The organism is Baaleninema simplex PCC 7105, from assembly GCF_000332355.1.
GTDB classification, from domain to species: Bacteria; Cyanobacteriota; Cyanobacteriia; order Cyanobacteriales; family Geitlerinemataceae; genus Baaleninema; species Baaleninema simplex.
In genome coordinates this window covers 2,016,181-2,034,802 of the sequence record NZ_KB235958.1, presented here as the reverse complement: position 1 = coordinate 2,034,802, position 18,622 = coordinate 2,016,181, and the positions used below count along the sequence as shown (strand labels likewise).

Genomic DNA, 18,622 nt, shown 5'->3' with positions numbered 1-18,622 from the left:
GATCGCTTATTGAATGCGATCGATAAGCGATCGGCGAAACTCTCGAATTAAACGGGTTTCGCCCTGGGTTTGACTGGATTGTAAAAAACTCAGAATTTCGCGACAATTTAACAGCGGTAAAACCGTTGAGTTTTCCTGTTGGCGATATTCCCCGTTTGTTAAGCAATACATGGTTAAACTTTCCCCATCGTACCGCCAGACTTCAGGAACGCCGAGAGCGGCATAAATCTCGAGGCGATTTAATGTTCGCGTGAATTATTGTCTGTTGAGTTATAGGTATTGAACCTCAGAAAGAATGCGATCGCCGATTCGGGGTTTGAGTCCTTTTTTCATCACCAAATCGACTTTGACGCCGAGGCGATCGCTCAGTTGGTTTTCGATTTCGCAGAAGGTGAAAAGTCCAAAACGGCGATCGGAGTGGAATTCAACGAGGATATCAAGATCGCTATTTGGCGTTTGTTCGCCGCGCACGTAGGAACCGAACACGCCGAGTTGAGTAATGCCATAGCGTTCTTTGAGTTCGGGTAGGATTTGGCGCAGGCGATCGAGCAGGCGATCGAGGGTTGGTGAGGATCGCATGAATTTGACGGGTTAACAAAAATTTTTAACTTTTTTAGGTATATAGAAAATGAGGCGATATCGAATCTTAAAAAAATCTTGTAGTTCTTATATGTTACACTTCACAAGTCTCGATGCGAAAGAAGAGACAGGCACAATATTCGACAGACCCGATACCAAAAACGAAACTGGATAGATGCCGACTAACTCGTAATACCGGGAGGTGTCCCGAGGGAGCTTTAAGGTCAAAGGTTAAGTCGTTGTAGTACAACCATCTCTCTTTATCACGCCAACCTACACGGTCGCCAAAAGCGTCCCAGATTTTTTCATTGTACCCTCTCGTGCCGCCCAGACTTTGATAAATCTTCTTCTGAACGCTGAAGCCAAATTTTCCATTACTGTACTTCACCCAAAGTCGATCGATAGTACGTAGGTCATCGCAGGGGAAGATAGCGATATCTTCTACTCGCAAATACCCTGCTTCCTCCCGGTTAGCAGCTTGAAGCATGACCTTGGCGGTTTCCTGGTCGGCTTCTTTCCACTTTCCTGCTGCTAGAAGATCGCGCAGTCGGGTGTAGTCCACCCCTCTTTCACTTTTGAGTTCGACTTCCTGGGTTTCAGGTTGGGGTGATGATATACTCGCTTTACTCCAAATTCGCTTCAGTGCCTTCAACGCTCTCGGATCGGCAGGAGAAACAGCCAAAACCCTCGTCCATAGCTGCTCCGCCAGTTCGCAGTTGCCCTCAAGTTCGGCCTCTTGTGCGTCTTCTCGGAGCGTGGCAATATCCTGAAGCGTGGCTTGCTTCGGCAATAAGATCAAATGGTATTTCGTCGCGGGTTCGACAATAGCATACGGCGTCTGTCTAGGTTTGCGATACCTTTGAGCGATTTCGCTGACGCGATAGCGCAATCGTTGATACAACCGTTCGACGGTGGCGCAGTTTCCTTCTCCCTGAATTCGCAACGCTTCTAACAGCGCATAGGTAAACGCACCTTGCTGAATGTCGTCGATTTCGTAGGAGCGTTCCGCCGGACTGCACGAATTCAGCGTAATCACGCCTTTCTGTTTTTCCTCGCCAATCCCTAACCCTTTGGCATTTTGCTCGTCTCGACAAGCATCTAACACCAACACGACGTTATCTGCACCGCAGCGTCGCAACCGCTCCGTTACCCAATTGAGCGGAAGTGCGGTATCTTCTATACCGTCAGGATGGGGATCGGAATCGGAGGGCATCAGGTAATCGCGATCGCCGTGGCGCAATCCGTGACCGCTGTAGAAAAACCAAAAATTATCGCCAGATCCCAGAAACGGCCGGTTAAACCGCGTTCTTAAAAATCGCCTCAATTTGCCATAGGTGGGTTGAGACGAAAAGGGTTGACCCGTATCAAGAATATCGGGCGAATTATCGGTAAACAGATACACGTTCTCGAATCTTGCTTCTTGGAGAAAGTAATCTCGCATCAATTCTGCATCTCGCCGTGCGTACTTCAACCTCGGTAGGTTGTCGTATCCATCGATCCCGACGCACATCGCCCAGTTCTTCGCCATCGCTCTTACTTGCGTTTGAACTTGAGTTCGATCGCTCCTTTCCCACCAGTTTCTCCACCGGTTCCGAGCAAGCTGACTTGTCCTTTGCCGTTAATTTCAACGGACAATTTCAGTTCGTCGAGTTGCATATTAAATTGAGAGCGATTGGCGCGATCGAACGCTTCTTCAATCACTTCTAAAAACTCGCCAACTTTCTCTTTCAAATCGCTGGCACTGACGTAAATGGGTTTCGTCGAACTGGGCGATCGCTTTTCGTGATATTCGTAGCGATCGTAATCTGCGCCAATATCTTCAATCCCTTTTCCACCATCGTTTTCGGCTTTGTCTTCCCCCTCGTCCGAAACGATAATCCAGATTCCTCGTTGGGTTTCCATTGACATGAGGTTTTCCCCAAGTGGCTCAGTTGACTTTGTGGCGTTCGATTCTCTCTAAAACGCCAAAATATCCATTTTATTCCACTAATAGCACGACATCACAACGTCCGTCACGGTTGGATGTTGTGATGTCACAATTGGGTGCAGTGTTGATGCGTGACGCGGGAAACCCATGAATCGGACTTCGTTCGCATTTTTACGTCCGCGTAACACACCCTTGTATGTTGGTGGTGTACATTGGCGGTGCGTGACAAAGCGATCGCTCTCAAGCGTTCCACCCTATTTTTCAAGTCACGCACCCTTGTATGTTGGTGGTGTACATTGGCGGTGCGTGACAAAGCGATCGCTCTCAAGCGTTCCACCCTATTTTTCAAGTCACGTACCCTTGTATGTTGGTGGTGTACATTGGCGGTGCGTGACAAAGCGATCGCTCTCAAGCGTTCCACCCTATTTTTCAAGTCACGCACCCTACGGCGACTGTAAATTACGCTCCAAACTTCTGGAGGCGTCCGGCGTGGGCGAGTGCCAAACCCATCAAGTGCGTACCGGGACGAGTTCCCAATACACCGCTAGCACAGGCGTATTCATCAAAACGCGAGACGTTATCGACTCGGGCCGATCGCGCGCGAATGGCTAGGGGAACGGGATGCCAACTGTGGCCGCCGAGAACGGCTGGGGTGGAGTGGTCGGCCGTAATGGCGATGGTGTCGATGTCGAGGTCGGTGACGTGGGGTAAAAGGCGATCGACTTCTTCGATGACGTTGACTTTACCGTCGAAGTTTGCGTCTTCGCCACGACTGTCGGAGTGCTTGACGTGGAGGAAGTAGAAATCGTAATCGTCGCTGTAGTGCGATCGCAACGCCTCGAAACGCTCTTTCATACCGCCGGGTCGCGGAACGACATCCATTCCCAACAGGCGACTGACACCGCGATACATGGGATAGTCGGCAATACACACTCCTCGCAAACCGAAGCGATCGCGCAGAGATGGGAGGGGTTCGTAGCGTTGAAACCCGCGCATGAGAATTGCGTTGGCGGGATGTTCGTCGGCGAGAACCTCGCGAACGTTTTCCAGAAACGACTGGACGAGTTTGGCGGTTTGGCGGGAATTTTCGTCTTTCGGTTGTGGGGGATTCGGTGTCGTTCCGGTGGTTTGGGGGTCGGTATCTTGTAGTCTACCGTCGAGACCTCGACCTCGCAGGACGAAGACGGCGCGGTGTTCGCTGACGGTTTGGAAGAAAAACTCGCCCTCGAAGTCGTCGAGTCGCACGCGATCGCAAATCTTGTCGCACAAACGTCGGTTCGTCTCCGTGTCGATGCGTCCGGCGCGGCGATCGGTCACTCGGCCGTCGTCGTCTACTGTCGCGAAGTTGACTCGTGCGGCGATGTCGTTGGGTTGGAGGTCGAAATCGCTGCCTAATGCTGAAAGGACGCCCCGTCCGATGTCGTGTTGTAGCGGGTCGTAACCGAACAAGGCGAGGTGTCCCGGACCGCTGCCGGGGGTGATACCTGGACCGACGATTTCGAGTTGTCCGCAACTGGCGGCTTCGGCGAAGCGATCGAGGTTGGGAGTTTCGGCAACTTGCAGTTCTGTCCCGCCTTTATCGGGGTCGGGTAGTCCGCCAACGCCGTCGAGGACGAGGTACAGAATTTTTCCACCTCGGTTCCAAGCGAGTTTTTCCCAAACGGTGCTGATATCCATAGCGATCGCTGCTCCTCTTTTTGACAAGTCTTTAGAGATTTTTAAAGGTTGTAAGGTCAGTCTCGTTCCACTATAGAAAGTTGTTGGAATTCGGACATCTGAAACTGGATAGAGGTTTAAATACGGTGCGATCGCGAGTTGAAGTGTTTGCTCGATATTTATGCCTTTCGATATAGCTCGACGGACAGACACACTGCGATCGTTCTAACGAGAATAACTTTAGAATTGTAAAAAATAGAAATTTGAATTTTAACTTTCATCGATTGAAGGTTCTTGTAAATAAAATTTTAATAAATTTTTTTTAATTTATAAAATAAATACAATTTTTTATGTTTTTCAAATAATTTTAATTATCAAAACTATCGATTTAAACAGAGTATCATTTGACTTTCGATCTGACCAAAAATACAGAACTCAATATGAAAACACGATAAAACCACTATCGATCGCTCGGTTTTCATATCGCGATCGAGCGGTTTTGAATATTAATTTTTATTACAAAAGTCTTCAAAAGCCGTAAAAGTTGCAGCGTTTGTGGCGAGAGAACCAAAAGGGACGTACTTTTGTGGCGTCCTCCGATCTTTTCTGGAGTGGAGCTATGGTCGATATTGCAATGGGTCGTACGTCAGCCGTTCCCGTGACCGAACCCATGAAGCAGGTGGCCGAACGAGTGGCGAGGGCGCGGCGTCACTGGGGAGCCTCGAGCCAAGACGAACGGCACATCTACTTTAACGTTCTCGCCGTGTTGGTCATGGAGTCCTACTGTCGCGCTCAGCAGGTCGAAACCGATCTCAACGCCAGCGAAATTTGGCAGTTTGGCTCGAAAACTCGTCCGGCGGATTTACCCATCGTGGGATGGGGTCGCGTCGAATGTTGCGCGGTTAGAGACGACACCGTCGATCTCTCAGGTCGGAGGGCGCTCGATCGCGTCGGTTACGCCGCCGTTTGGTTCTCTGAAGCCGGAGACATCGCCCGACCCGCTGGCTTTTTAGATACCGTTTCGACGACCACCGTTCTCCTGAACCGATGGCATCCCATCGAAGCCTTTCTCGCTCGCCTTCCTCGATCCTTACCCTCTGAAGCGATCGCGCTGCTCCCTTGGAGGAACCAACTGTTTCAGTCCGGTTGGCAAACCATCGATAGCTTACCCGATCCGCCTTGGGAACTGACTTATAAATTTCGATCGCACCTCTGCCACTCTGCCATCGAAGCCGTTAAAGTTCTCCATTTTGGAAATCACGAGGAATCCGTGGTGATGCTAGTGGGATTCGACACCGCTCGCGATCGCGACATCGACATCTGGACGCGCATTTATCCCCAACAGGACGATCGCCGACTTCCCTACCACCTATCTCTACAACTACTCGATCGCGATCGCATCTGCATCATGAAAGCCCAAGCCCGCAGTACCCGCAGCGTACAACTCGAATTCAGCGGCGAGCCGGGAGAAGTCTTCGGCCTCAAAGTCGAATTAAACGACTGTAGCGTCACCGAAACCTTCACCCTTTGAACGCCCTCTCAACCTTGGCTCCGTTCCCGATTCCCCAGGCGTCTCTACGTCCGACTTCCCCCCATTCCTTCACAATCGGACAACACGCGTACGATATCGAACAGTGCGGCGCGTTTTCCGTTCGTCGCCGACCCCAACACCGATCCCTCGAGCTGACAGACGCGCTCGTATTCCTGACGAAACAACCGTTCGACCTCTAGCACGTCCGATTTCGCCGACACCGACAGGCGCAATACAAGTTTTCCGGCCTCCGTTTGCTCGATCGCCGACAGTTGCAATTCGTCCTCGGGACGAGTTGTCTGCAACGTCTCGAGGGTTTCTCGCAACGCCGTCCACGACATCGACGCCGACACCGACAGGCCGAACACCTGGGGTTTCGGTGCGAACAACGCAGCCAACGCCCCCGGTTCGAGCATCTGACCGGGATTGCGAGGATAGCGTCGGCGAAACAGATGCTGGTTGACGTCGTACTCGAAAAATACGAACTCGCAAACCGCCCGTTCGAGGCGAGTGTCGCCGTCAGTTTGCCAGTCTTGCAGACAGGCGCCCGTCAAAATCGCCTCGTCGAACACCGTTGCGATGGCGCGAACCGATTTGAGAAAGGTTTTCGAGAGATTCGATCCCGTAAAGTTCGTTTGCGTTAAATTGGCTTCGCTCAAACTGGCTTCCGTCAAATCCGCATCTCGCACCGACGCTTTCGTTAAATCCGCCCGTCCGAGCATGGCACGATAGAGAGAGACGCCGTAGAGCGAGGCTCGGTAAAAGTTCGCACGAAACAAATAGGCGCGATCGAGCTTCGCCCCGTCGAGGTTCGCCTCGAATAAGTCTGCTTCGTACAAATCGGCTTCTCGTAAATCGGCTTCCCGCAAATCCGCCAGACTCAGGGACGTTTCGCTCAAACAGGCACGGCGTAAGTTCGCCCCGGCGAGTTTCAATCCTCGTAAATCGGCATCGTGCAAGTTGGGAACGATGCGATCGTTCTCTTCCCGCCAGCGATTCCAAACCTCTACGCCTCGTTTGAGAGTCCAGAGGTGTTCTGCGTTCGCCATCTAAAATGCGGGAAGGGGACTCCCGTTATATACGACAGGATTAGCGGGAGGGGAATTCCCGCCAACAAACAAACTGCCCGACAGGGCATCCTTATTTCGAGAAGCTGTATTCATAGCCGTCTGACTTCTGAACAGTCGTCAGATATTTCGGATGAACGTCAAAAGGTTTGACCCCAGCGTTCAATCGAAAGGAAGGGCGAAACCGAATGGCAATCCGCCCCATGTAATTTCCGGCGAATTTTCCTTGAGGAATTACAGCTTTGACCAGATCGCCGGTTTGGAAACCTTGAAAAGATTTGGCTTTCGGGGCAACAGCTCTCGGAAAACCGTATCGATCGAGACGACATCGTTGCCGAACCCCGTGACCTTTGGCTGCAACGAGCAAAGGTTTCTTGACCGCGACATCTAATCGATCGGGAGTCAATTTCCCGACGCAAGCCGCATCGAGCCAGTGAGTTTTCGGTAACCCCAATCGGGTACGGTTGAATTTGGTTAACCCCCCCGTTCCCACTTCGACGGGCAATCCAGTTTCTTTCAACTGTTGGTAAAGCTTCCAGCGAGTTGCATTGACCGCCGTTGCATCTTTTAACGGGGTTTTTGCCTGTTTCAAAATACGATCGAGAACGGACGGTTTGCCCGATAGAAACTCGTGGATGTCGCGGTTGCCTTTGGATTGGTTGCACTGATGGCACGCCAGGGTGAGATTAGAAACGCGATCGCTTCCTCCTCTGGACTTGGAAACGATATGCTCCACTTCAAGCGGTTGATTTTCCGCGCCACAGTAAGCACATTTACGTCCCCACTTTTGCAACAGGTACTCGCGCACTTCGTAGCCAAACAATTCGCCTTGTTGGTACTCAACGCCACTCACTTCAGGGTTCTGGAGTTTCTGGGTATCGAACTGCACGAGTTCTTGAGAAATCGAGACAATCGGGCAAAGTTTTCGCAAACGGTTCACCCAGGTCATCGTGGTTTCGACGCGATGTTGCAGACTCGGTGGCAACCAACCGTCTGGACGGGTTCGATTGAGAAACCGAGGCTTACGATATCGCGTTTTGCGGTTCCGGCGATTCCGACGACAGGCGCGACGGGTTTCCAATTTCGCTTTGATGTGCTGTCCCCGGTGTTCCAATTCGGCGCCCCACACGAGCCGATCGCGATTGACGATACTGAGTCCGGTGGTTTGAGAGCCGGGATCTATCTTGAGTTGACACGACGGCGGCACGTCGCCCACAGCGCGATTTAAAACGATGGTGAACGGGTAGCGTCGGAAGACCGCCGCTTTCCCTTTGGCTAACAGCTCCCTTGCCCGTGCGGGATGGCACGGTGCGAGGGGCTGTCGGTTCGTATCGAGTACAAAAACAAAATTAGACATTTCTGTCTAAATCTCCTTAAAAAAGGTGATGTCTGCCTCGCCAATGTTACGCCTCGGTACTTTCTCCAACACACGGGCTTAACCCGACTAAGCCTGTTTAATGCTGGAGTTCTAGAGCGACAAGCTGGCAACGCACTCGTCGGTAGGAACTTTAACGCTTAGGCGTAACGTAGTCTTCACAAGACTTAGGCTGGTCAACTTATGGGCTTCTTCAAGCCCCCGTCATAGCTGTAGGCTTGACGGTGGGTCGTTGACAGGATGCCGACTCCCTCACATCTTTTTAATTTTAATATAGTAAGCCAAGCGCCCTCAGACAGCCGTGTTCTTTTAACCTGAATTCGCGACGATTCCGGCAACGAGTGCGATAACGAGCATGACGACAAAGACGACGAGCATAATGACCAGGAGCCAATATTGGAGGGCGTAGAGCTTACGCAACTCTCCTAAAGCCCCCATCAAGTTTTCGATATCGTGACCTTGGGTTTTAACGATTTGTTGGAACGCATTGGCGGCTTGGCGCGTCCAATTGCCCACGACGAGATAGAACACCGCGACAACAATACTTTGAACTAAAGCGGCGATCGCGGCGGCAGCGTTCCCTTGGGCTAACGCTGAGATTAAATTGAGAACGCTACTGACGAGGGCTAAAATTCCGATGACGATCAAGAACATGGCCACGAAGCCCATTTTGTTCGAGAGATCGCCTATCAGCTCGTTTTGACTGTTATCGAATTCGTATTGAGGTTGGGGGTCGATCGGGTTCGATTCCATCTCGGGTCGGTCTCCTTGAAAGCGATCGCACCCAACTTATATCAGATCGCTTTGGCTGGCGATCGAAACTTGAGAAAACGCAACAAAACCCTATCGATCTAATCGTTTTAAGAAATTTTTCCTCAAAACGGTACGTCTCCTTTCAACATATCGCGATACATCAAAATCCCGGCTTTAAAGCTGTAAAGCGGATAGCCGAAGGTGGCTGGAACGTTTTTACCGAAGTAAGCGTGTCCCAACCAGGCGCAGGGATAGCCGAATCCCGGCGCGATCGCCAACGCCCACCAGGTTTGCGTAACGATGGCGTATCCCACCGCCGCGATCGCCACCCCCAACCCGAGAACGTGCAAGCGACGACAGGTTGGGTTTTCGTGGGCTTGTAAATAATAGGGGTAAAAGTCTTCAAATCGTTGAAACCGTGAAGTTTGAGTTTTCATCATCTCGTCGGTCGATGGGATCGCAAACGAGCAAAAGACGCACCTCAATGGATCGTCCCTTCACCGTAACTAATTTGTTCGGATTTGTAATCGGGGGGTTCGATGTGAATCATGACGCGGACGGGGCTAAACCGCTTTTCTAACTGTTCTTCGACGGCTTCGGTAATATCGTGAGCCGTTTTGACATCTTTGGCCTCGACGACTAAGTGCATTTCCACGAACACTTGTCGTCCGATGAGTCCCCGCGAGGCGATATCGTGACAGTTGAGGACGCCGGGAACTTCCATCACCGCTTTGTGAATGGCTTCCGGGGCGATCGCCGTTTCGTCTACCAACCACGGTAAATTTTCCCGCAACACCTCCCAACCGCTGCGAAAGACCAACGCCGCTACGGGAATCGCCAAGACCAAATCGATCCAAGGATAGCCGACCCACACGCCGATCAGCCCGGCGATCACGGTGATGGTAATCCAAATATCGCTCATCGTATGGTGGGCGTCGGCGATGAGAATTTTACTACCCAGCTTCACCCCGACGCGCCGCTCGTAAAAAGCCACGAGAATATTAACCCCCAACACCACTAACATCAGCCACAACACCCAAGAGGCCATCGCCACCTCTCGACCGCCGAAAAACAGGCGATCGACGACGCCTTTCAAAATTTCCAAACAGGCGACGCCGAGAAACGCCGCGATCCCGATCGCCCCGACGGCCTCGAATTTCTGGTGTCCGTAAGGATGGTCGCGATCGGGTTGCGGGGACGACAGGCGACTCGTCACCAACCCCAATACGTTACTAGCACTATCGGTAACGCTGTGTAAGGCATCGGCAATTACGCTCAACGATCCCGTCCACAGCCCCAACGTCGCTTTGAGGGCTAAAACGAACAGGTTCAGTAACAGTGTTAGGACGAGAACGCGACGGACTTGGGGGCGATAGTCTGTAACCACTTTAAACTGGGAAAATTTGGCGCGATGGGGGCGTCGGAAGCGAGCGCGGAGCAGTCGTTTTCGCCGGTCGCCCGTTGAATTGACTCAAACGCAACGCGATCGGCTAACTTGGAAAGGGAAAATCGATCGATCTACCAACAGCTTATGAAAGCGACAACCACCCGTCAACCATCGTCTTTAGCAGCTCGCAGCCTAAAAATCGTTGGACTTCTCCTGATCGTGTCGTCTCTGCTCGATTACCTGATCCTTCCGGCTCCGTATCAGCCTCTGACCTTACAGTGGCGCCTTCAAGTGGCTTCCACGTTCGTCGATCGCGGTATTATTCCTATGATCGGCTTGGCGCTCCTGTTTGCGGGATACTGGATGGGAACGGCCGGGGCAGCCACGGCGATGCCCCGTAAAAAATGGCAAGATTTGCGGTTTTGGGGACTCATTCTCTCGAGTTTGCTGGGACTGTTGTTTTTGTTGCTGACGGGAATTCATTTTAATGACGTGCGGATGCAGAGCAACCAACGGCTCGAAGACATCTCTCAACAAGCTCGTCAAGCGGAAACTCAACTCAACACACAACTGAGTAGTGAGGAGTTCCAAACGCAGCTCGAACAACAGCGAACCCAACTCGAACAGCAGTTAGAGACGCTGTTGGAAAACGAAGCGCAGCGAGAGCAGATCTTAGCTAGCGAACAGACTCCCGATGCTCTGCGCCAACTCCTCGAAGAGTCTCAAGAGAACCCCGAGGCGATTCGGTCGTTCCTCGACCAGCAAGCGTCGCAACTACCCGAACAGCTTAAAGGTCGGATTCGCCAACGCGAAGAGGAACTCGAACAAGAAACGCGCTTGGCTGCTTGGAAATCTGCCTTTCGCATTGGAATTAGTAGCTTGTTACTGGCTATCGGTTACATTGTCATTGGCTGGACGGGTCTAAAAGGCATGATGAGACCTCGTCGTGGCGGCCGCCAAGTCCCGTCGAATTAGAGTCGCGCCGATCTCTCTCGGGAAACTCTCGAGCCGAACGACTCGATCCCTACGGTGGCTGCATCTACCGCTCGACTCGGTTCGTTCGCACGACGTGGATCGATCGCGATCGCGTCGTTCGGACGCCGCAGGGTGCGATACCTTTTTTTTTATTCGATCGCTCGTCAGCCTATGTTTTCGATTTACATTCTTACTTACAACGAAGAAATTGATATTGCCGACTGTATCGAGTCGGCATTATTGTCCGACGATGTCGTTGTCGTCGATTCCTTGAGCAGCGATCGAACGGTGGATATCGCTCGTCGCTATCCGGTACGCGTCGAACAGCATCGGTTTGAAAGTCACGGCAAACAACGCACTTGGATGCTGCGATCGATCCCGACGAAGTACGAGTGGGTTTACATCCTCGAGGCGGACGAACGTATGACTCCGGAACTGTTTGAGGAATGTTGTCAGACGATACGAGATCGCGAGACTCGCTCTGAAGATGACGATGTTGTGGGGTATTACGTGGCCGAACGGGTGATTTTTATGGATCGCTGGATTCGCCGCAGTACGCAATATCCTCGCTATCAATTGCGGTTGTTCTGCAAGGAGAAGGTGTGGTTCGACGATTACGGACACACCGAACGGGAAGTCTGCGACGGGAAAACGGGATTTCTCAAAGAGACGTATCCTCATTACACTTCGGGTAAAGGGTTGAGTCGCTGGATCGAGAAACACAATCGATATTCGACGGACGAGGCGATCGAAACCTTGCGCCAACTGCACTACGGCAACGTGCGTTGGTACGAGCTATTTTTCGGGCGATCGGAAGTCGAACGGCGGCGGGCTTTGAAAGATTTATCGCTACGCCTTCCGTTTCGACCTCTGGTTCGGTTTGTTTATATGTATTTTGTCTTGGGGGGACTTTTCGACGGACGTGCGGGCTTTGCCTGGTGTACTTTGCAGGCGTTTTATGAATACTTGATTTTGTTAAAAGTCGACGAACTTAAGCGTAAAGGACAGATTCCTCCACCGCCAAAATCGCTGTCGTCTTCTGAAGAAGAGGACGGTTCCGTAACGCTACAAACCCCCTCGGAAGGTTCCTCTTCTCAAGCTTAACGATCGCGATCGAGGGGCGAGAAACCTGTTGTTTCTCAGGCGATCGCCCTCGAGGCGATCGCCTTTCTTCGGGAACGCCAAGTCTCAAAAACTGGAAAACTCACCTCGCCTCATCGGTTTTCCAGCATTTTTACCTCTAAGATGTTACATTTGATACACACAGCCGTTTACGAACGTATCGGGGATCGTTGCCCCGTCTTCGTCTATCCGACGAGCTTGCAACAATTCTTTACAAGCGTTAACAATTAATATAAGACAACGGGTAACCCCCCCCTATCGTTTTGGATATCCCGAACGACGAGATCGGCTTATATGAATGGCGATACGAGTGAGAGATCTGTGCTCCAACGCTTAAAGCAAGACCTAAAAAACGATTTAATCGCAGGCTTGTTAGTCATCATCCCGTTAGCGACGACGATTTGGCTAACACTCGTCATCGCCAACTGGACGATCGGCTTTCTGACAAGCATTCCCAAGCAGCTAAACCCCTTTGACGGGTTGCACCCGATTCTAGTCAACCTGCTCAACTTACTTGTGGGGTTTGCCGTTCCCCTGTTCGGAATCCTGCTGATCGGCTTGATGGCCCGCAACATCGTCGGACGATGGCTGCTGGACTTCGGAGAAAACATCGTTCAGGCGATTCCGTTGGCGGGATCGGTGTACAAAACTCTCAAGCAGCTCCTACAAACGCTGTTGCAAGATTCGAGTACCAAGTTCCGCCGCGTCGTCCTCATCGAGTATCCCCGCAAAGGACTGTGGGCGTTAGCGTTCGTGACGGGAGCCATTAGCGGTGAAATTCAAACCCACATGAACGAATCGATGTTGAGCGTCTTCGTGCCGACGACCCCCAACCCGACAACGGGATGGTACGCTATTATTCCCGAACGGGACGCGATCGATGTCAATCTCTCGATCGAAGATGCGTTTAAAATCCTGATATCGGGGGGAATCGTCTGTCCGACCCCTCCCGATGGGGCAGCCGTCGAACCGCAACGGCCGACACTCGAACAGCTTCTGTCGCGGAAGAAAAACAAACCCGTTCCCGTTGAAGAAGCGGTTGCCATCGAAGATGTCGTTCCCATTGAAGAAGACGCCTAACCCCACCGCCGCCTCGCTGTCGTTTTCTACTCTACACCCGGTCTATGCAAGCCCGCAGTATCGCCCGCGAACTGGCACTTTTGAGTTTGAGCCAGTTGCCGAAAAATCCTGAGAAACTCACCGAACAACAGCTAGGCGATATTGTCGTGGCTGCGGTTCGGGCGATGACGCTGGAGGCTCACGAAGCCCTCGAAACCGCCGCCGCCGAACTCAAGCGGGGAAGCGATCGCCTCTTTGAAAGCGAAACGCGCACCACCGATCTTAAAAGTGCTAAGGCGATGGTGTCCGACGCGATGGAACTGACGCGACAGGCCATCGAACGCTTGGGAATGGCAGTCGAATTACCGGAATTCGTGCAACTGGCCGGTCAAGCCAACGTCCGTGAGTTCGCCCTCGAGCTGTTGATGCAGGCGACGCAGAACCGCTCGGAAATCGACGCGTTGCTCGATCGCGCGATCGTCGATTGGCAACTCGAGCGTTTACCTCGCATCGAACAAGACGTTCTTCGTCTGGCGGTGGCCGAACTGCAATATCTCGGAATTCCCGAACAGGTGGCGATCGATGAAGCGGTCGAACTTACCAAACGCTATAGCAGCGACAACTCTTTCCGTTTCGTCAACGGCGTCTTGCGTCGCGTTGTCGATTTATTAAACTCTGAAGCTGAAGCGACCTCTTCTTCTAACTAAGCGCTGTCTCAGCGTTGTACGATAAGTAACGTGGACTTCGGCATTCTCTGACGACTTTCTGGCAAACGAGCTATGGTGTTTAATTGGTTCCGCCGTCAATTCGATCGCGACGATCGACAAGAAGACGAATCGACTCAACCTCCAGTGGAGGACACTCAAGAAACGGTGGAGGAAACGGGAGAAGAGGCAGAAGAGGCTGAGGAAACAGCGGCTGAAGCTGACCCGGCTCAGAATTATTTGGCTTGGGCAAAAGCGGCTTATCAAAATATTCAAAAACAGCAGCCGACTCAACTGGAAGTTTCTGAAGAAGTTTCCGAAGAACCTGCCGAAGCCGTAACGGAAGAAGTTTCCGAAGAACCTGCCGAAGCCGTAACGGAAGAAGTTTCTGAAGAACCTGCTGAAGCCGTAACGGAAGAAGTTTCCGAAGAGCCTGCTGAAGCCGTTTCTGGAGTGGAAGCCGTAACGGAAGAAGTTTCTGAAGAAATTTCGGAAATTCAAGAAACAACTGAAACTATTTCGGAAGAAGCGGCAGAAACTGAAGTCGAACCCGTTTTTCAAGAAGTTTCTGAAGAAGTTTCTGAAGTCGAGGAAACACAACCAGAACCCGTTTCTGAAGAAGTTTCTGAAGTTGAGGAAACACGACCAGAACCTGTTTCTGAAGAAGTTTCTGAAGTCGAGGAAACACAACCAGAACCCGTTTCCGAAACGAACGTTCCGGCGTGGGCGAAAGCCGCAGAAGAACGAAAAGAACGACTCGATCGCCTGAAAGCCGAAGCGATCGAAACCCCAGTCGAAGAAGAACCCACCCCCGAACCGACTCCCGCGATCGCCTTCGATGAAGACTTTGTTTGGTCGGCTGAAGTGCTGGCCGCTCAAGGCCGCCGTCCCGACGAGGTTTCGATCGAAGAAATTACCTGGTTGCAAAAACTCCGTCAGGGATTAGGAAAAACCCGCCTCGGACTCATCAACCAGCTTAAAGCGATCGTCGGTCAAGGTCCGCTGAACAAAGACGCCGTTTTTGAAATCGAGGCGTTGCTGTTACAAGCTGACGTGGGAGTCGAAGCTACCGACAAGATTATCGAAACCTTACAAGCTAAACTGCGCGAAGAAAGTCTTCCTCCTGAAGAAGCGATCGCCTATCTCAAACAGATTCTTCGTGACATTCTCGATCGCCCCTTCGAGAACGGCTACGATCGCGAGTTCACCCCCGAAAAAGACCATTTCAACATCTGGTTGATGACGGGGGTAAACGGAGCCGGAAAAACCACCACCATCGGCAAACTGGCGCATTTGGCGAAAAAATCTGATTATAGCTGCATCATCGCCGCCGCCGACACTTTCCGAGCTGCTGCGGTAGAACAGGTCAAAATTTGGGGTCAACGCAGCGAAACGGAAGTCATCGCCAACCCCGGAAAGAACACCGATCCCGCCGCTGTCGTCTTCGACGGAATTACCGCCGCCAAGTCTCGCGATGTCGAATTACTGCTCGTCGATACCGCCGGACGTTTGCAAAACAAAAAGAATCTGATGGACGAACTCAGCAAGATTCGCCGCATCATCGACAAAAAAGCCTCCGATGCGAAAGTCGAATCGCTGTTAGTTCTCGATGCAACCTTGGGTCAAAACGGCTTGCGTCAAGCGCAAGTTTTTGCAGAGGCGGCGAAATTGAGCGGCGTAGTTCTCACCAAACTCGACGGAACGGCTAAAGGTGGTGTAGCTCTAGCGGTGGTCGAACAACTGGGGCTTCCCATCCGTTTTGTCGGAGCCGGTGAGGGAATTGAGGATTTACGTCCCTTCTCCAGTTATGAGTTTGTCGAAGCTCTTTTGAACGGGTGATGTCGGTGCGATCGCCATAAAGTCAGATACACTGATTTTATGGCAGGAGTTAACTCGCCAAGTCATTGAGTTATAACTTAAGTCTGATGGCGACGGGTGCATCTCAATTCTGCGATAAGTATAAATACTTAAAGGAGTAAATCCCCTTCTAGCAGTCCTTGAGGAAGATATTGACAAATTGCCGAACTTGTGTATTTACGAAAGTGAGATGCACCCGATGGCGACTATCAGAATGTCAGCTCAAATTGCACTGCGATCGCTTCTTCCTGGCGATCGCGAGAGGGTTTGACATCTTCTGTCTAGGCTCGAAAATTTTCCTCGTGACGAGTTCCTGAGACAAGAAGGTGAACCCTTAAAAGGTGAAGGCTTAAACGACTTATACATTATACGAGCCGATCGCAATCTTAGAATTTTGTTTCGGTCTTCAAAAGAGGATGTTGAAATCCTCGACATTCTGACGCATAGTCGTCTCGAAACAATACATGGATAACCTCCATGAAAGAGTTTCAAAGTTTTAATTTCGATCCAAAAATTTGCCGACAAGAATTAAACGAACTCCGAAACTGTCTCGAAGAAAACCAAGAACTGAACGAACAAGAAGAGATACTGACTTTTTTTAGAAATCGCCCACATCTATCGGCATTTATTGGTTCTTAATTTTCCCTATATTGCTCGTTTCGATCGAATCGCTTATGAATACGATATTTTCGGAGACTTCAAAGCGGATTTAGTGGTGGGAGATTCAGAATCAGGATGGTACGCTTTCATAGAATTTGAAAGTGCCAGTCAAGCCAGTATTTTTCAAACAAAGGGAAATAAAACAACTCCTGACTGGTCGAGTCGTTTCGAGCATGGTTTTATCCAAGTTGTTGATTGGTTTTGGAAGTTATCGTCTCTGGAATATACACGAGAGTTTGTCTCTCGTTTTGGTCGCGAGTTTACGGGGTACGAAGGAATACTAATCGTGGGTCGATTAGAAGGACTCGCACAAAGAGAACGCGATCGACTGCGATGGCGACGCGATCGCCTTATGGTCAATTCTAAACATATTCACTGTGTAACGTTCGACGAACTCTATCGTCATTTAGATAGGGCTTGCTGAAAAAGACGGTTGGTAAAGGAAGGGAACCGGGAACGGGGAACAGTTTGGAGGATTGGCGATCGTTTAATTTCCGAAGGTGAGAAAGCGCTCGGGCCAGGTCTGGAGATCTCCCCATACCTAAAATCTTGCACTTTTGTCGCCTCTAAAACGCAGGAACTCTTTCCGAGTCTAGCTTCTGGCTTGACTCAGCAAACCCTAGATACGAGACTGAGTAGTTACGAAGCAGCATTCCTAGCGGATGAAGAAGAATGAGTTCGTTGGAAACACTTCCCGAAAACGCTCGCTTCTTAAAATTTCCTTCACCCCTGTTTGCAAGCTGTAAAAGCGGAGTTTATCGGCCCTAATCGATAAACCCCGCCCGCACGCTCTCCCAAGAGAGAGGAGAACCTTGTCTGTTTAGAGGAGAACACTGGAATTCAGTATACGCTTGTTGAAAATCTATGTCAACACTATTGAGATAATTTTTTGAAAAAAATGTAGATCGCTGAGAAGAAATAAGCGAGGGTAGGGGTTTGAGACGCATTCTAACCAAAGCGATCGCCCGTCTTACGAGGGAGACACCTGTAAATTTACTGAAAATTACTCTCAAAAGCTTTGACCTGCTACTTCACCACGGGAATCACTTCCGTATACTCGAAGTTGTTGTGACTGTGGCGGACGAGGAGATATCGCGTTCCGTGAAGTGCGATCGCGTCCTCCTCGCAATCCGGTTTCGGAGAGTTGTACAGGAAAACGTACTCGCAACCAATGGGTTTCTGCTTCATTGCGATCGCGTCATAGATAGGGCTTGCTGAAAAAGACGGTTGGTAAAGGAAGGGAACAGCGGGTGCATCTCACTTTTGTAAAAATATAAGTCTGGAGTAGGTTGAACTTCGGCAACGCTGCCGTCCATGGGTGAAGCGATAGCGAAACCCAACAACAGCTCAATTCACTATAGAGACTCCGATCTGATAAATTGACATTTTTGAGATGCACCCTTCTAATTCTGCTATCTCTTCTAGCGTACAAGGAATAATTTTCACATCGTCTCCTTCGATGCGGCTTTCAAATAGATCGATCGCTTCTTGAATATATTGAAACTTCATTAGCACTTCTTCAGTCTGGTATTAAGTGCCAGAACTATCCGCTTGAGGATCGGGACGATCGCCTTCGCTCCACCACCACCAGTGAGAAGAGGGAATTCCAGGTGGAATCTGTTCGGGATCGACAGGGCCGATTCGGTTAGCGAGGAAAAGAATTGTCTCTTCTAAATCTTCGTGGTTTAGAGGCTCCCAATGCCAATCTCCCTTCGCTGGATTGGGGAAAAGCTCGTTGAAAAACTCAATAGACGAGCGAAATAAGCATCCATCTTCAAGCGCTTCGTAGGGAAATTCTTCCGGGTCAGCGACAAACTCCTCTACACTTACAATTGCCGTACCAATAGATTGTCTAATCAGGAGCAATGGGTCTTCGCAAAACAAGGTGATAAGAAAAACTTATTAAGTAAAGCAAGACAGAAAGCGCATTGGGTGCATCCCAGTTTTGCAATGAGTAAGAGTACTTAGAG

20 protein-coding genes are annotated in these 18,622 nt (G+C 50.7%); 7 read left to right on the top strand and 13 right to left on the bottom strand.

Annotated elements, in window-relative coordinates; all coding sequences use genetic code 11:
* Positions 1-6 precede the first annotated feature (6 nt).
* The 5 genes from GEI7105_RS35985 to GEI7105_RS0111145 form a co-directional block, all read right to left on the bottom strand.
* Positions 7-171 (bottom strand): hypothetical protein, encoded by a 165-nt coding sequence (locus GEI7105_RS35985; protein WP_017660549.1) that lies wholly within the window; start codon positions 169-171, stop codon positions 7-9.
* Positions 172-270: 99 nt separating this feature from the next.
* On the bottom strand, positions 271-579 hold the full coding sequence (locus GEI7105_RS0111160; protein ID WP_017660548.1) for a nucleotidyltransferase family protein: 309 nt from the start codon (positions 577-579) through the stop codon (positions 271-273).
* Positions 580-673: 94 nt separating this feature from the next.
* Positions 674-2,107 carry a GUN4 domain-containing protein gene (locus tag GEI7105_RS39860; protein ID WP_017660547.1) on the bottom strand — a complete coding sequence of 478 codons (1,434 nt, stop codon included), beginning with the start codon at positions 2,105-2,107 and terminating at the stop codon, positions 674-676.
* A gap of 5 nt (positions 2,108-2,112) precedes the next feature.
* Positions 2,113-2,487 (bottom strand): Pepco domain-containing protein, encoded by a 375-nt coding sequence (locus tag GEI7105_RS0111150; RefSeq protein ID WP_026097586.1) that lies wholly within the window; start codon positions 2,485-2,487, stop codon positions 2,113-2,115.
* Between the two features lie 478 nt (positions 2,488-2,965).
* The gene (locus GEI7105_RS0111145; RefSeq protein WP_017660545.1) at positions 2,966-4,183 is read right to left on the bottom strand and encodes a 2,3-bisphosphoglycerate-independent phosphoglycerate mutase; all 1,218 of its coding nucleotides are present in this window, start codon (positions 4,181-4,183) and stop codon (positions 2,966-2,968) included.
* 598 nt (positions 4,184-4,781) lie between these two features.
* On the opposite strand from GEI7105_RS0111145, the gene GEI7105_RS0111140 reads away from it, so the two are divergent.
* The gene (locus tag GEI7105_RS0111140) at positions 4,782-5,693 is read left to right on the top strand and encodes a DUF1822 family protein (RefSeq protein ID WP_017660544.1); all 912 of its coding nucleotides are present in this window, start codon (positions 4,782-4,784) and stop codon (positions 5,691-5,693) included.
* A gap of 44 nt (positions 5,694-5,737) precedes the next feature.
* Here GEI7105_RS0111140 and GEI7105_RS0111135 read toward each other — a convergent pair whose 3' ends face one another.
* The 5 genes from GEI7105_RS0111135 to cdf31 form a co-directional block, all read right to left on the bottom strand.
* Positions 5,738-6,742 carry a pentapeptide repeat-containing protein gene (locus tag GEI7105_RS0111135; protein WP_017660543.1) on the bottom strand — a complete coding sequence of 335 codons (1,005 nt, stop codon included), beginning with the start codon at positions 6,740-6,742 and terminating at the stop codon, positions 5,738-5,740.
* 91 nt (positions 6,743-6,833) lie between these two features.
* Complete coding sequence (gene iscB, locus GEI7105_RS0111130) at positions 6,834-8,117, bottom strand: RNA-guided endonuclease IscB (RefSeq protein ID WP_017660542.1); 1,284 nt, start codon at positions 8,115-8,117, stop codon at positions 6,834-6,836.
* Positions 8,118-8,444: 327 nt separating this feature from the next.
* Positions 8,445-8,888, bottom strand: coding sequence for a hypothetical protein (locus GEI7105_RS0111125; protein WP_017660541.1), 444 nt, complete (start codon positions 8,886-8,888; stop codon positions 8,445-8,447).
* Positions 8,889-9,010: 122 nt separating this feature from the next.
* Complete coding sequence (locus GEI7105_RS0111115; protein WP_035492516.1) at positions 9,011-9,328, bottom strand: Mpo1-like protein; 318 nt, start codon at positions 9,326-9,328, stop codon at positions 9,011-9,013.
* 41 nt (positions 9,329-9,369) lie between these two features.
* Positions 9,370-10,275: a CDF family zinc efflux transporter Cdf31 gene (gene cdf31, locus GEI7105_RS0111110; protein ID WP_017660539.1), complete on the bottom strand. Its 906-nt coding sequence runs from the start codon at positions 10,273-10,275 to the stop codon at positions 9,370-9,372.
* A 144-nt stretch (positions 10,276-10,419) separates the two neighbouring features.
* On the opposite strand from cdf31, the gene hpsJ-B reads away from it, so the two are divergent.
* The 6 genes from hpsJ-B (at position 10,420) to GEI7105_RS30045 (ending at position 17,076) form a co-directional block, all read left to right on the top strand.
* Positions 10,420-11,250, top strand: a complete 831-nt coding sequence (hpsJ-B, locus tag GEI7105_RS0111105; RefSeq protein ID WP_017660538.1) for a hormogonium polysaccharide biosynthesis protein HpsJ — start codon at positions 10,420-10,422, stop codon at positions 11,248-11,250.
* A 171-nt stretch (positions 11,251-11,421) separates the two neighbouring features.
* Positions 11,422-12,354, top strand: coding sequence for a glycosyltransferase family 2 protein (locus GEI7105_RS30050; RefSeq protein ID WP_051044189.1), 933 nt, complete (start codon positions 11,422-11,424; stop codon positions 12,352-12,354).
* Positions 12,355-12,693: 339 nt separating this feature from the next.
* Complete coding sequence (locus tag GEI7105_RS0111095) at positions 12,694-13,452, top strand: DUF502 domain-containing protein (RefSeq protein WP_017660536.1); 759 nt, start codon at positions 12,694-12,696, stop codon at positions 13,450-13,452.
* 44 nt (positions 13,453-13,496) lie between these two features.
* Entirely contained in the window at positions 13,497-14,138 is a 642-nt protein-coding gene (gene nusB / locus GEI7105_RS0111090) for a transcription antitermination factor NusB (RefSeq protein WP_017660535.1), read from the top strand.
* A gap of 72 nt (positions 14,139-14,210) precedes the next feature.
* Positions 14,211-15,974 (top strand): signal recognition particle-docking protein FtsY, encoded by a 1,764-nt coding sequence (gene ftsY, locus GEI7105_RS0111085; protein ID WP_017660534.1) that lies wholly within the window; start codon positions 14,211-14,213, stop codon positions 15,972-15,974.
* A gap of 646 nt (positions 15,975-16,620) precedes the next feature.
* Positions 16,621-17,076, top strand: coding sequence for a Shedu anti-phage system protein SduA domain-containing protein (locus GEI7105_RS30045; protein ID WP_017660532.1), 456 nt, complete (start codon positions 16,621-16,623; stop codon positions 17,074-17,076).
* A gap of 602 nt (positions 17,077-17,678) precedes the next feature.
* On the opposite strand, the gene GEI7105_RS38395 is transcribed toward GEI7105_RS30045, so the two are convergent.
* The 3 genes from GEI7105_RS38395 to GEI7105_RS0111065 all read right to left on the bottom strand — a co-directional run bounded on the left by GEI7105_RS38395 (position 17,679) and on the right by GEI7105_RS0111065 (position 18,536).
* Entirely contained in the window at positions 17,679-17,840 is a 162-nt protein-coding gene (locus GEI7105_RS38395) for a hypothetical protein (protein WP_017660530.1), read from the bottom strand.
* Positions 17,837-17,968: a hypothetical protein gene (locus GEI7105_RS40445; RefSeq protein ID WP_281166985.1), complete on the bottom strand. Its 132-nt coding sequence runs from the start codon at positions 17,966-17,968 to the stop codon at positions 17,837-17,839. Before GEI7105_RS40445 ends, GEI7105_RS38395 begins: the two co-directional genes overlap by 4 nt.
* 214 nt (positions 17,969-18,182) lie before the next feature.
* Complete coding sequence (locus GEI7105_RS0111065) at positions 18,183-18,536, bottom strand: hypothetical protein (RefSeq protein WP_144053761.1); 354 nt, start codon at positions 18,534-18,536, stop codon at positions 18,183-18,185.
* Between the last annotated feature and the right edge of the window lie 86 nt (positions 18,537-18,622).